Consider the following 13,904-nt stretch of genomic DNA (forward strand, 5'->3'; position numbering starts at 1 on the left):
TGATGCTAGCTTTGTCTCAACCGTGATGCACGTCTTTTTAAATATGAAAAGCCGTGCATATTTAAAACATAATAAGCAGTTGTGAGGTGGGCATCATGAACCACTCCCAGGCGTGGGCGCCGCAGGCAATTCAGGCCGAGGTCGACGCCCTGAAGCACAAGCCCGGCGCCCTACTGCCGATCCTCCACGCCCTTCAGGATCGCATCGGCTTTATTCCCGAGGCAGCGGTGCCCATCATCGCCGATGCCCTCCATCAGACACGTGCTGAAGTGCACGGCGTCATCAGCTTCTACCACCACTTTCGCACCACGCCGCCGGGGCGCCACGTCGTGCAGATCTGCCGCGCAGAGGCATGTCAGTCGGTCGGGGCGCGCCAGCTCGAAGCCCACGCCAAGGCGCGTTTGGGGGTCGACTACCACCAGACCACGGCGGATCGCGAAATCACCCTCGAAGCCGTTTACTGCCTGGGCAACTGCGCCTGCGGCCCGTCGATCCGCGTGGACGACAGCATACGCGGCCGCGTCACGCCGGACGCCTTCGATGAATTGATAGATGAGCTACAAACCCGGCCGCTGGAGGTGATGGGATGAGCATTCGCGTTTTTGTCCCCCGAGATACCACCGCGCTTTCACTGGGGGCCGATACGGTCGCCAGCCGACTGGAGAAGGAGGCCGCCGCACGCGGCCAACCCATCACGCTGGTGCGCAATGGCTCCCGCGGTCTTGCCTGGCTTGAGCCGCTGGTGGAAGTGGAAACCCCCATTGGGCGCTTCGCCTACGGCCCCGTAACGCCGGGGGATGTAGCGGCGCTGCTCGACAACGGCTTGCTCGAAGGTAGCGTCAGCCATCCCCTGGCACTGGGCCCCACGGAAGAAATTGACTACCTCGCCCGCCAGCAGCGCTTGACCTTCGCGCGCATTGGCATCACCGACCCGCTGTCGATTGACGACTATCGCGCCCACAGTGGTTTTAGCGGCCTGGACGCAGCCCTGCAACGCGAGCCTCAGGACATCGTCGAGGAAGTCAAAGCCTCCGGCCTGCGCGGGCGCGGCGGGGCGGCCTTCCCCACCGGCATCAAGTGGCAGACCGTGCTTGATACGCCCGCCGATCAGAAGTACATCGTCTGCAATGCCGATGAGGGCGACTCCGGCACCTTTGCCGACCGGCTGGCGATGGAGTGCGACCCCTACATGCTGATCGAGGGCATGACCATCGCCGGGCTCGCGGTGGGCGCGACGCAAGGCTATATCTACCTGCGCTCCGAGTATCCGCTGGCGAAAGAGATCCTCGACGAGGCCATTCGCCGCGCCGAGAGCGCCGGGTATCTCGGCGGCGACCTCCTTGGTAGCGGCCGCACCTTCCACCTGGAAGTGCGTCTGGGCGCCGGTGCCTATATCTGTGGTGAAGAAACATCCCTTCTGGAAAGCCTGGAGGGCAAGCGCGGGCTGGTGCGCTTCAAGCCACCTCTGCCCGCAATTGAGGGCCTGTTCGGCCGCCCTACCGTGGTCAACAACGTACTCTCGCTAGCCGCCGTACCGTTCATTCTGGCCGAAGGCGCCGAGGCCTACGCCAATCACGGCATGGGCCGCTCGCGGGGCACCCTGGCACTGCAGCTGGCGGGCAACGTCAAGCGCGGCGGTCTGGTAGAGCTCGCCTTTGGCACTACGCTGCGCACGCTGATGGAAGACTTCGGCGGCGGCACAGCCAGCGGCCGCCCGCTACGTGCCGTGCAGGTGGGCGGGCCACTATGCGCCTACCTGCCCGAAAGCCAATGGGACATGCCGCTGGATTACGAAACCTTCGCCGAGGTGGGCGCAGGCGTGGGGCACGGCGGCGTGGTGATGTTCGACGACAGCGTCGATATGGCCGAGCAGGCGCGCTTTTCGATGGAGTTCTGCAAGGTGGAGTCCTGTGGCAAGTGCACACCGTGCCGGATCGGCTCGACCCGGGGGGTGGAGGTGATCGACCGCATTCGCACCAATGACAATCGCGACGCCAACCTCGCCCTGCTGAGCGATCTTTGCGAAACGATGGTGGACGGTTCGCTCTGCGCCATGGGCGGCATGGCCCCCTTCCCGGTGCAGAGCGCCCTGAAACACTTCCCTGACGACTTCCAGCGGACGGCGAACGGAGAAAGATCATGATTCAGCACTTCGACCCCAGCCAGCATGCCGGCAACGCCGGGCATTGCAAAGACCTCGGCACGCCCTTCCCTGCTCAGACCGTCGGCACTGCCTCGGTGAGCCTTGCTATCGACGGCGTGACGATCAGCGTGCCGGAAGGCACGTCGGTGCTGCGTGCGGCGGCGCTGGCGGATATCAACATTCCCAAACTGTGCGCCACCGACAGCCTGGAGCCCTTCGGTTCCTGTCGTCTCTGCGCGGTGGAGGTCGAAGGCCGCCGCGGCCTCCCCGCCGCCTGCACCACGCCGGTGGTGGAGGGCATGAGGGTGACCACCCAGAACGCCCGGCTGGCCAAGCTGCGCCGCAACGTGATGGAACTGTACATCTCCGACCACCCGCTGGACTGTTTGACCTGCCCGGCCAACGGCGACTGCGAGCTGCAGGACATGGCGGGCAGCGTCGGCCTGCGCGAAGTGCGCTACGGCTTTACGGGCGAGAATCATCTGGAGGCGGTCAAGGACGAGTCCAACCCCTACTTCACCTTCGATCCCAGCAAGTGCATCCTCTGTTCGCGCTGCGTGCGCGCCTGCGACGAAGTCCAGGGCACCTTCGCGCTAACCATCGATGGCCGCGGGTTCGAATCCAAAGTATCAGCAGGCCAGAACGACGCCTTCATGGACTCGGACTGCGTCTCCTGCGGGGCCTGCGTGCAGGCCTGCCCCACGGCCACGCTGATGGAGAAGAGCGTGATCGACCAAGGCGTGCCGGACCATAGCGTGGTGACGACCTGCGCCTACTGCGGCGTGGGCTGCTCGTTTGAAGCCCAGATGAAGGGCGACCAACTGGTGCGCATGGTGCCCTACAAGGGCGGCGATGCTAACCACGGCCACTCCTGCGTGAAGGGGCGCTTTGCCTTCGGCTACACCACCCACCCGGATCGCCTGACCACGCCGATGATCCGCGACAGCATCGACCAGCCCTGGCGGGAAGTCAGCTGGGAAGAGGCGATCGGCTTTGCCGCCAGCCGCCTGAAAGCCATTCAGGCCGAGCACGGCCGCGAAAGCATCGGCGGGATTACCTCCTCGCGCTGTACCAACGAAGAAACCTACCTGGTGCAGAAGCTGATCCGCGCGGCGTTTGGCAACAACAACACCGACACCTGCGCGCGGGTCTGCCACTCGCCCACCGGCTACGGCTTGAAGACCACGCTGGGCGAGTCGGCGGGCACCCAGACCTTCGACTCGGTGATGAAGTCGGACGCCATTATCGTGATCGGAGCCAACCCCACCGACGCCCACCCGGTATTCGGCTCGATGATGCGCAAGCGCCTGCGCCAGGGGGCGAAGCTGATCGTCGCCGACCCGCGCCGCATCGACCTTTTAAAGACCCCGCACATGAGCGAGGCCCAGCACCTGCCGCTGCGCCCGGGCACCAACGTGGCGCTGGTCAACGCGCTGGGCCACGTGGTGGTCACCGAAGGCCTCGAGGACACGGAGTTCGTCGCCAAGCGCTGCGATACCGAAGCGTACCGCGCCTGGCGCGACTTTATCGGCGAGGCTCGCCATTCGCCGGAGGCGACCGAAGCCATCACCGGCGTGCCCGCCGAGGCCGTTCGCCAGGCAGCACGTACCTACGCTACGGCGGGCAACGGCGCGATTTACTACGGACTGGGAGTAACCGAACACAGCCAGGGCTCCACCATGGTGATGGGCATTGCCAACCTGGCCCTGGCCACCGGCAACATTGGCCGCGAGGGCGTGGGCGTGAACCCGCTGCGCGGCCAGAACAATGTCCAGGGTTCCTGTGACATGGGCTCCTTCCCCCACGAGCTACCGGGCTACCAGCACGTGGCCGACCCCACCGCCCGGGGCCGCTTTGAGTCGGTGTGGGGCGTGACGCTCGACGACGAGCCGGGGCTGCGCATTCCCAACATGTTCGACGCCGCCATTGAAGGCACCTTCAAGGCGCTCTACGTACAGGGCGAAGATATCGCCCAGTCCGATCCCAACACCCAGCACGTCGAGGCGGCGCTCACGTCGCTGGACTGCCTGATCGTGCAGGATATTTTCCTCAACGAAACGGCCAAGTTCGCCCACGTGCTGCTGCCGGGTTCCAGCTTCCTGGAGAAGAACGGCACCTTCACCAACGCCGAGCGACGTATCAACCGGGTACGCAAGGTGACGGCCCCGGTGGCCGGCAAGGAAGACTGGCAAGTCACCCAGGATCTGGCCAATGCGCTGGGTTACCCGATGCACTACACCCATCCGTCCGAGATCATGGACGAGATCGCCCAGTTGACGCCAAGCTTCGCGGGCGTCAGCTACGCCAAGCTCGAAGAGCACGGCAGCCTGCAGTGGCCCTGCAACGCCGAGTACCCGCTGGGCATGCCGACCATGCACGAGGTTGAGTTCCCCATCGGCCTGGGGCGCTTTGCGATTACCGAGTACGTGGCCACCGAGGAGCGCGCCAATCGCCGCTTCCCGCTGCTGCTGACGACCGGGCGGATCCTTAGCCAGTACAACGTAGGGGCCCAGACCCGACGCACCGACAACCAGCGCTGGCACGATGAGGACGTGCTGGAACTGCACCCGTCTGACGCCGAGCTGCGCGGCGTGCGCGACGGCGACTGGCTGGGCATCACCAGCCGCTCAGGCCAGACAGTCCTGCGCGCGCGACTCAGCGAGCGTATGCAACCCGGCGTGGTGTATACCACCTTCCACCACCCCGGCAGCGGCGCCAACGTCATCACCACGGACAACTCGGACTGGGCCACCAACTGCCCGGAATACAAGGTCACGGCGGTGCAGGTGGAAAAAGTCAGCCAACCGTCGGCCTGGCAGCAGCGCTTTAGTGCCTTTGACCTGGCCCAGCGTGATTACCTGGCCAAGGCTCAGCAGGAGGCGCCATGAGTGCATCGATGAACGACACGGCACCAGCGCCGCAGTCCGCCCTGATGCGCCAGCAGGTGGAAGTGCACCGGGGTACTAACGGCTGGTACGCCGATGCCCAGGGGGATCTTCTGGCCTTGGAAAGGCCGGTGGCACTGGTCTACAACGGCATTTCTCACGCAGTGATGATGGCCAGCCCGACGGATCTAGAAGAGTTTGCCCTGGGCTTTAGTCTTTCCGAGGGTATCCTGGCCGATGTCACCGAGTGCTATGACCTCGATATCCATGAAGCGCCCCAAGGTTTCACCGTTCATCTCACCATTGCCAGCCAGCGGATGGCCGAACTCAAACAGCGCCGGCGCAGCCTGACAGGGCGCACCGGCTGCGGCCTGTGCGGCACCGAAGCCCTGGAGCAGGCCATCCGCCCGATTCCCCATGTGGTGGCGCCGCCTGTGAGCGATGGCGCCATTCAGCGCGCCCTGCAGGAACTGGCCGCCCACCAGCCGCTGCAGGCAGCCACTGGCGCCAGCCACGGTGCCGCCTGGTGCAATGCCCAGGGGCGCATCCAACGGCTCTGCGAGGATGTGGGCCGCCATAACGCCCTGGACAAACTGATTGGTGCCCTTGCCCGCGAGGCCAGCCCCCTCGACGAAGGGTTCGCGCTGGTCACCAGTCGCGCCAGCTACGAGATGGTGCACAAATGTGCCAGTGCCGGTATTGGTGCCCTGGTGGCGGTCTCCGCGGCCACGGCGCTCGCGGTGGAGCAGGCCCAGGCATCGGGCCTGCTACTGGCAGGCTTTGCGCGGCCCGGCCGCCACCTGATTTACCATCGCCCCACGTCGACGGCGATGGCCCATGGCTAAGGAGGTACGCAATGTCGTTGCAACAAGATACGCAGCTGATTCACATGACCAACCAGATCGCCGCTAACCTGGGCGGCGGTCGCGATGAAGAAACGGCCGCCGCGGCCACCTGCCGCCACCTGGAAACCTTCTGGGCGCGCTCCATGAAGCATCGCCTGGTCGCCACACTGGAACGCGAGGATACTGCGCTTTCACCACTGGCAAAGCGCGCCGTCACCTTGCTGGCGGAAAGATTGGCCAAGCGCCATAACGGATAATCACCACTGACGTAAACGCAATGGGGCTTGCCAGATGGCAAGCCCCGTTTTTATCCCCATCTTTCATCAGTGCTGATATCGCCCGCACTGTTCGTCAGCGTTAGAACTCTTCCCAGTCATCTGCGGCATGCTTCGCCGGCGAGGGCTTTGAAGATGGCTGTGATGAGGCGTGGGATGACAGCGCGGGACGTTTCATGGCGCTATCGCTGTCACGCTGCTGAGGCGCCGGAGAGGCGAGCGCCTGATGCTGTGGCTCGCCTTCGCCAAGGACAAAAGAGTTGATTAGCTGATTCAGGTGCTCAGCGTGGCGGCGCATATCGGCGGCAGCAGTGGTCGACTGTTGCACCATGGCCGCATTTTGCTGGGTCATGGTATCCATTTCCGCCACGGCGGTGTTGATCTGGCCAATACCGCTGCTCTGTTCTTTCGCTCCGGCGCTGATCTCGCCAATGACATCGGTCACCTTGGCCACGCTCTCGACAATCTCGCGCATGGTGGCGCCCGCATCGCGCACCAGCTTGGCGCCGGAATCTGTGTGCTGTACCGAGGCATCAATCAGCGTGCGGATTTCCTTGGACGCGTCGCTGGAACGGCTCGCCAGGGTTCGAACTTCCTCCGCCACCACGGCAAACCCACGGCCGTGTTCGCCCGCTCGAGCCGCTTCCACCGAAGCGTTGAGCGCCAGGATGTTGGTCTGGAAGGCAATGGAATCGATCATGGTAATGATATCGCTGATACGGCTGGCCGACTCATTGATATCCTGCATGGTGCGCTCGACCTGCTCCATGGACTGTTCGCCCTGATGAGCGACTTCTGCTGTGGACTGCACCAGCTTATTGGCCTGCTGGGCGTTGTCGGCACTGTGATTGACCGTCGAGGTAATTTCCTCCATGGAGGCGGAGGTTTCCTGTAGGTTGGCAGCCGCCTGCTCGGTCCGCGTCGACAGTTCCTCGCTGCTGCGGGATATCTCCCCGGCGGAATCGTAGACGCTGGAGGTACTGTGGCGAACGTCGCGCAGCGTGTCCTGCATGCGCTCGACAAAGGCATTGAACTGCACGGCCAGCTCGCCGATCTCGTCGTTGCTTTCCACCGCGAGGCGCCGGGTCAGGTCACCGCGGCCCTGAGCAATATCACTCATGGCGGCAGCCGTGCGCTTGATCGGGCCGACGGTGCGCCGCACAAAAATATACGCCACCAGGGCAACCACGATAAACACGACCAGCCCCAGCAGCGCGGCAAAGATGATGCCTTGGCGCAACTCGGCCGCTTTGGTGGCTTCCAGTTCGGTCATCGCCTCATCAACATCGGTCACGTAGACACCCGCACCGATTAACCAATCCCATTTTTCAAGGCGGTCCACATAAGAGTGCTTGGGTTGAAACTCGTCGGTACCTGGATATTCCCATACATAGCTATAGAACCCACCGCCACTCTGGGCAACGTCGATAATCTCGCGGATCAGGTAGGTGCCATCGGGCGTTTGCGCATCAATCATGTTGGTCCCTTCGCGCTCAGGCGCGGGGGCCGTCACAATATTGTTACCGTCATAGTCGTAGATAAAGATGTAATTGTTATCTTCGAAGCGCATGGAACGCACAATCTCGGCGACCCGCTGCTTGGCTTCCTCATCGTTAACACCGGCATCTTCGTAAATCGGTTCGATGGCAGTCCTCGCCATTTGCACAATATCGCGGACCGCTCTGCGGCGCTCTTCAATTAATTGGTCACGCTGTTCCGCGAGCGTGTCACGGGCGTACTGGGTCATGGTGTAGGCTTTAAACCCCACGAGGGCAACCGTGACCAGGAACAAGGGTAGCAAGACCAGTATCAGCACCTTGGTTTGCAGGCCCAAGGCCCAGCGAGAGGGAGATTCAGAGGTAGTCATTGTGAGCGAATTCCAACGTTTGTGGGTTATGAAGTATTAAAATTATTATTCGTTTCTTATCGACAAACGTTGTTTAAACTTTAATTATTCAGGACCATTCGATGGTTTTTGGCCTATTCAGAGCGAAATTAGAATGTTCATAACATAAGTTAAGGTGATGGAAAGCGCGCCGGTCCAATGTAGGGGTGTGGTGGCCAGGGACGGCCCGTTTTAAGGCTTGATGCCACCCACCTTTGTTCAGTCGCCTCGACCCTTCAACCGCCTGGTCGGGGCGACTTTTTTATTGTGCCCACCCCAGGTTAGCCCGCGATGGCCGTCCGCCGCTCGTCCAGCATCCCTTTATCGAGAATAAAGCGGATAATCTCTTCAAGCCCTACTCCGTCATAAAGATTGGTGAACACAAAGGGCCGTTCGCCACGCATCTTTTTCGAGTCGCGCTCCATCACCTCCAGCGAGGCATGCACCTGCTCGGCGATATCGATCTTGTTGATAATCAGCAGGTCGGATTTGGTGATGCCCGGCCCACCCTTGCGCGGAATCTTGTCGCCAGCGGACACGTCGATCACGTAAAGCGTGAGATCCGAAAGCTCGGGGCTAAAGGTCGCCGACAGGTTATCGCCGCCGGACTCCACCATCACCAGTTCCAGCTTGGGATGGCGTTCCTGCAGCTCATCGATGGCCGCCAGGTTCATGGAGGCATCTTCTCGAATGGCGGTGTGCGGGCAGCCGCCGGTTTCCACACCTAAAATGCGGTCGGCCGGCAGCGCATCGTGCTTGAGCAGAAAGTCAGCATCTTCGCGGGTGTAGATATCGTTGGTCACCACGGCGATATCGTAGTGGTCGCGCAGCGCCAGGCAGAGCTGCTTTAACAGTGCGGTTTTGCCCGAGCCAACCGGGCCACCCACGCCAACGCGTAAACAGTGCGTCATGATGAATATCTCCTAACTTCTAAACAGTCGTGAATATTGGGTTTCGTGCAAGGCGCTGGCCAGCGCCAAACCAGGTAGCACGGGGCCGAGCTCTTCGTCATCAAGCGAAAGCGCCTGATCAACGGCACCGACAAGTGCCGGGCGCAACTGCTCGATCACCCGCTGGGCAGCAGTGTGGCCCAGGGGCAGGGCTTTGCAGGCAACAGCCAACTGGTTTTCCAGCCACGCCCAGGCAAAGCCGAGCAGCGTGTGTCGAACGGAGACGCCACGGGTATGAGCAGTGTACGCAAACAGGGTTACATAACCTGATTGAACCGGTAACAAGGACGGTAGTGAGTCTTCACTTGGCATCAAATTCAGGCTACCCAGCAGACGCTTGAGTGAGGCACCCAGGCGACTGTCTTCAGCGGCCAGCTCGGCAGTTTCGCGCGTTGCCGCCAGCCACGTATCCCACTGGGCAATCGTATTGCTATCGCCTTGGCCAATGGCCTGATGCAGCCGCGCCAGCACGGGTAACTCGCAACGGGTTAAGCCGTCTTCCAATACGCCGCTTAGCCAATCGGCCAGACTTGCTTCGTCACTTACCCAGCCAAGTTCGAAGGCACTTTCCAGGCCTTGCGAGAAGGCAAAGGCGCCGATGGGCAGCGACGGGCTGACCAGTTGCATCAGCCCCAGCAGTGCCAGCTCATCGCTTTGCGGGGTGACATCAGTGGGCATGGTGATGCTCATGGTCGTGCGAATGGTCATGAGGGTGGTCGTGGTCATGAGAATGGCCGTGCCCGTGGGAATGACCATGTGAGTGACCACCGCCGCCTACCTGATTATAGGCGCCCGGCTCAGGGTCGAAGGTGGCGTTGTGGTGCTCTAATTCTGCACCTAACAACTCGGCGAGCTCTTCCAGTACATGATCCGGCGGGAAGCGCACCCAGCCGCCTTTTTCATCTTCTCCCAGCGCCAGCTGTACGTGGCGATTGCCCAGGTGGTAAGCAAGGCGCGCCAGTGGTAAGCCAGCACTTACTCGCGCGGTCACCACCGGTTCTACGGCGGCGCAGACGCGTACTATCTCACCACTTTCCGCTTTTAGGCCTTCGCCGCTGCGCAACACCGGGCCGCGATCCAGAAACAGCCCCAGCTCACGACCGCTGTCGCTTTGGGCTTTCAAGCGTCCGCGGATGCGTAGCTCAAAGGGCAGCGTGAGTGTGTCGCTCGCCGCGCTTTCCTCTATCAGCCCTAATCTTTCTATCAGTTTTAGCATGACTAGCGTCCTTTCTCGCTCGGTGCGGCTGTGCCGGGGGTAGGCCGTAGAGAGGGTCTTTTGCCATGGCCGAAAAATGTTCCATACATTTCCGGCATTTCCTCCATCCATGGAGGGCAGATGGCAAAAGTAGCGTACACGGACGTATTCACAGCGCCCTCTCGTAGGCCTACCCCCGGCGCCCCGGATAATAGCTCAATCAAAACAAGTGATATCGCTGGGCCAGCGGCAGCTCGGTGGCGGGCTCGCAGGTTAAAATTTCGCCATCGCAGCGCACTTCGTAGGTCTGTGGGTCGACGGTCAGCTCTGGGCAGGCGTCGTTGAGCTTCATGTCCTGCTTGCGTACCTGGCGTACGTTTTTGCACGCGGCCAGTTGGCTATTCAGCCCCAGCGTTTGTTTAATCCCCGCATCCAGCGCCGCCTGGCTGACAAAGCTGAGCCGGGTCTGGCTGGCCGCTCGGCCCAGGGCACCAAACATGTAACGGTAATGCACCGGCTGTGGCGTGGGAATCGACGCATTGGGGTCGCCCATGGGGGCCGCCGCAATCATGCCACCCTTGATGATCATCGCCGGTTTGGTACCGAAAAACGCCGGTTTCCAAAGCACCAGATCCGCCATTTTTCCGACTTCGATGGAGCCGACTTCGTGGGCAATACCGTGGGTGATGGCCGGGTTAATGGTGTATTTGGCGATATAGCGCTTGGCGCGGAAATTATCGGCGCCCAGGACCTCGTCTTCCGGCAGCAGGCCGCGCTGCACTTTCATCTTGTGGGCCGTTTGCCAGGTGCGGCAGACCACTTCACCGACCCGCCCCATGGCCTGGGAGTCCGAGGCGATCATCGAGATCACGCCCAGGTCATGGAGGATATCCTCGGCGGCGATGGTTTCCCGGCGAATACGTGAGTCGGCGAAAGCCACGTCTTCGGGAATATTGGGGTCAAGGTGGTGGCACACCATCAGCATATCGAGGTGTTCGTCGATGGTGTTGACCGTATAGGGGCGCGTCGGGTTGGTGGACGACGGCAGCACATAGGGCTTGGCGCAGGCGGTGAGGATATCCGGCGCGTGACCACCCCCGGCCCCCTCGGTGTGGTAGGTGTGAATGCAGCGTTCTTTAAAGGCCCCCAGGGTGTCTTCCACAAAGCCCGACTCGTTCAGGGTGTCGGTGTGGATGGCCACCTGCACATCATAAACATCCGCCACGTTAAGGCAGTTATTGATCGAGGCGGGTGTCGTGCCCCAGTCCTCGTGCAGTTTGAGGCCCATGGCGCCTGCGTTTAGCTGGGCTTCCAGCGACTCGGGAAGGCTGGCGTTACCCTTGCCCAGTAAGCCAATGTTCATGGGCATATCGTCCACCGCCTGGAGCATTTTGCCGATATGCCAGGCGCCAGGGGTGCAGGTGGTGGCATTCGTGCCGGTGGCCGGCCCTGTGCCGCCGCCGAGCATGGTGGTAATGCCGCTCATCAGCGCTTCTTCCACCAGCTGCGGACAAATAAAATGAATATGGGCATCCAGCGCCCCGGCGGTGAGAATCTTGCCTTCCCCGGAGATGATTTCGGTGCCGGGGCCAATCACGATCTCGACATCCGGCTGGGTATCCGGGTTACCGGCTTTGCCAATCGCGGCAATACGGCCGCTTTGAATGCCCACGTCGGCTTTGACGATGCCCCACCAGTCCAAGATCAGCGCATTGGTGATGACCGTATCCATCACCGTGTCGTCGGCCCGCTGGCTTTGGCCCATGCCGTCGCGGATAACCTTGCCGCCGCCAAATTTCACTTCGTCGCCGTAGTGGGTAGCGTCCTTTTCGACTTCAATCCACAGTGCGGTGTCGCCCAGCCGCACACGGTCACCCACCGTGGGGCCGTACATATCGGCGTAGGCCTGCCGACTGATCTTGTTGTCCGGTTTCATTGCTTACCTCCATCAAGCGCACCCATCACATCGCCGCGGAAGCCATAAATTTCCCGCTTACCGACATACGGGATCAAGGTAACTTCGCGGGTCTGGCCGGGCTCGAAGCGAATTGCCGTGCCCGCCGCGACGTCCAGGCGATAACCACGTGACTTGTCACGGTCAAACACCAGCGCCGGGTTGGCCTCGGCAAAATGATAGTGCGACCCCACCTGAATCGGCCGGTCACCGGTATTGGCCACCTCGACGCTGATACGTTCACGGCCGACACACAGCTCGATATCGCCGTCTTTTAACTGATACTGTCCTGGAATCATTGGGCCGGGAATCATGGCGACCTCCTAATTAATGGGGGTGTGAACAGTGACCAGCTTGGTGCCGTCGGGGAAGGTGGCTTCCACCTGAACCTCGTCGACCATCTCGGCCACCCCTTCCATCACGTCGTCGCGGCTTAATATCTCGCGGCCGTAACTCATCAGGTCGGCCACGCTGCGACCGTCACGGGCGCCTTCCATGATTTCAAAACTGATCAGCGCGACCGCTTCGGGGTAGTTGAGTTTCAGGCCGCGTGCGCGACGGCGCTCGGCAAGCTGGGCGGCTGAAAACAGTAATAGCTTGTCTTTGTCTCTCGGGGTTAATTCCATGGGGCGTCTCCGTTAGCGAGTTATTAGGTTAGCCAGATTCTCGGTGTGTGCGCTTCACGCTCGATCCAAAGGGGGCGCAGTAGATGCCAGGCCTGCTCGCACAGCGCCCAGGCTTCATTGCGGGCGTTGCCCAGATAGCGCAGCAACAATACGCCGTGGCGCACGGTAACGGCCCAGCGGGGGTTGTCAGGCAGCGCTTCGCGCAGGGCCTCGATAGCCCCCGCCACATCGGCTATGCCCACTGCCCAGAGCGTCGCCTGTACCGTCGCGCCCCCTTGCCCCCAGCGCCCGGTAAAGCGCGGGTGCAAAGGGTCGAGGGGCTGGCGCTCCAGCCACAGCGGCTTGCCGTCCAAGGTCAAACGAAAGTGCTGCTCAATGCGTCCCGACACATAGGGCAGCTCGCTCGCCGGGCGGCCCAGCGCCATCATTTCCCAGCCCAGGCAGCGGGCACTGCCGTGAAGGTCAATCTGCGTATACTGCTCGCCTCTGGAGCCGTCAAAGGCAATGGTTTCCTGGGGCAGCCATTCAAGGGTCGCGCCGTCGTCAACGCTTAGACAGGTGTGCTGGATCCAGGCGACGCCTTGGCTGTCAGCTTTATAGAGCTTGTTGGCGGCGGGTGTCGTCAGCAGCGCGTGAGTGCCGTTTTCCACATGTGCCTGGATGGTCAACGCATCACCGCTCACCAACCCACCCGGCGGGTGCAGCAGATAAACGTGACAGGCCTCACCCCGGCCTTCCGGATAAAAAGGCCGCTGTACCCGTAATGGCCCCGAGTGGCGCGACTGCACCATCCGGGTGACTCCTTGGCGATGGGCAAAGCGCAGCGCCAGCGATGCCGCCCAGTGGCGTTGTGCATCAAAGCGGTGTCCGGAGGTGTCATCCAATCTTGCAGGTTCACTCAGCAGCATGAGGCGTTTTCGCTTCCTTGTTGGCGCATGACTGACTTTCCAATGCAAAGAATGCGCCAAAATGGTGAAAACCGACTGACTAGCCCAGCGAGTGGCTACCATCGCAACGTGGTGGTCGAAATCCCGTCATAAAAATGCACTAAAAAGAAACACCGGATCCCTTCGCGCACGAATAAGGTGCAAGATGCGCCCTGCCTCTTGCTGCGACACGACCCAAGCCGCTTGCCTGCGATAACAA

General features: G+C 61.7%; 13 protein-coding genes. 5 read left to right on the forward strand and 8 right to left on the reverse strand.

The features are described from left to right. Positions 1–95 precede the first annotated feature (95 nt). Genes IT895_RS17570 through IT895_RS17590 form a run of 5 tightly spaced genes read left to right on the forward strand, consistent with a single transcriptional unit; the run spans position 96 to position 6,130 of the window. Positions 96–590 carry a formate dehydrogenase subunit gamma gene (locus tag IT895_RS17570; protein WP_085919403.1) on the forward strand — a complete coding sequence of 165 codons (495 nt, stop codon included), beginning with the start codon at positions 96–98 and terminating at the stop codon, positions 588–590. Continuing rightward, on the forward strand, positions 587–2,143 hold the full coding sequence (locus IT895_RS17575; protein WP_199284206.1) for a formate dehydrogenase beta subunit: 1,557 nt from the start codon (positions 587–589) through the stop codon (positions 2,141–2,143). The genes IT895_RS17570 and IT895_RS17575 overlap by 4 nt, the downstream gene beginning before the upstream one ends. After that, positions 2,140–5,031: a formate dehydrogenase subunit alpha gene (fdhF, locus tag IT895_RS17580; RefSeq protein WP_199284207.1), complete on the forward strand. Its 2,892-nt coding sequence runs from the start codon at positions 2,140–2,142 to the stop codon at positions 5,029–5,031. The genes IT895_RS17575 and fdhF overlap by 4 nt, the downstream gene beginning before the upstream one ends. Continuing rightward, positions 5,028–5,873 carry a formate dehydrogenase accessory sulfurtransferase FdhD gene (gene fdhD, locus IT895_RS17585; protein WP_199284208.1) on the forward strand — a complete coding sequence of 282 codons (846 nt, stop codon included), beginning with the start codon at positions 5,028–5,030 and terminating at the stop codon, positions 5,871–5,873. Before fdhF ends, fdhD begins: the two co-directional genes overlap by 4 nt. 11 nt (positions 5,874–5,884) lie before the next feature. Further along, a complete protein-coding gene (locus IT895_RS17590; protein WP_199284209.1) occupies positions 5,885–6,130 on the forward strand; it encodes a formate dehydrogenase subunit delta in 246 nt (81 codons plus the stop codon). 100 nt (positions 6,131–6,230) lie between these two features. On the opposite strand, the gene IT895_RS17595 is transcribed toward IT895_RS17590, so the two are convergent. From IT895_RS17595 to IT895_RS17630, 8 genes are all read right to left on the reverse strand, one after another. Further along, entirely contained in the window at positions 6,231–8,015 is a 1,785-nt protein-coding gene (locus IT895_RS17595) for a methyl-accepting chemotaxis protein (RefSeq protein WP_199284210.1), read from the reverse strand. A gap of 299 nt (positions 8,016–8,314) precedes the next feature. Beyond that, positions 8,315–8,944 carry an urease accessory protein UreG gene (gene ureG / locus IT895_RS17600; protein WP_066320893.1) on the reverse strand — a complete coding sequence of 210 codons (630 nt, stop codon included), beginning with the start codon at positions 8,942–8,944 and terminating at the stop codon, positions 8,315–8,317. Positions 8,945–8,956: 12 nt separating this feature from the next. Next, positions 8,957–9,661, reverse strand: a complete 705-nt coding sequence (locus IT895_RS17605) for an urease accessory protein UreF (protein WP_199285518.1) — start codon at positions 9,659–9,661, stop codon at positions 8,957–8,959. Continuing rightward, positions 9,651–10,199 (reverse strand): urease accessory protein UreE, encoded by a 549-nt coding sequence (gene ureE / locus IT895_RS17610; protein WP_199284211.1) that lies wholly within the window; start codon positions 10,197–10,199, stop codon positions 9,651–9,653. Before ureE ends, IT895_RS17605 begins: the two co-directional genes overlap by 11 nt. A gap of 199 nt (positions 10,200–10,398) precedes the next feature. After that, complete coding sequence (ureC, locus tag IT895_RS17615; RefSeq protein ID WP_199284212.1) at positions 10,399–12,114, reverse strand: urease subunit alpha; 1,716 nt, start codon at positions 12,112–12,114, stop codon at positions 10,399–10,401. Then, positions 12,111–12,431, reverse strand: a complete 321-nt coding sequence (locus IT895_RS17620; RefSeq protein WP_085919501.1) for an urease subunit beta — start codon at positions 12,429–12,431, stop codon at positions 12,111–12,113. Before IT895_RS17620 ends, ureC begins: the two co-directional genes overlap by 4 nt. Positions 12,432–12,455: 24 nt before the next feature. Beyond that, positions 12,456–12,758 carry an urease subunit gamma gene (locus tag IT895_RS17625; RefSeq protein WP_085919412.1) on the reverse strand — a complete coding sequence of 101 codons (303 nt, stop codon included), beginning with the start codon at positions 12,756–12,758 and terminating at the stop codon, positions 12,456–12,458. Positions 12,759–12,781: 23 nt separating this feature from the next. Further along, positions 12,782–13,666, reverse strand: coding sequence for an urease accessory protein UreD (locus tag IT895_RS17630; RefSeq protein WP_199284213.1), 885 nt, complete (start codon positions 13,664–13,666; stop codon positions 12,782–12,784). Positions 13,667–13,904: the final 238 nt, after the last annotated feature.

It is taken from the genome of Halomonas sp. A40-4 (assembly GCF_015767635.1).
Lineage (GTDB): Bacteria > Pseudomonadota > Gammaproteobacteria > Pseudomonadales > Halomonadaceae > Vreelandella > Vreelandella janggokensis.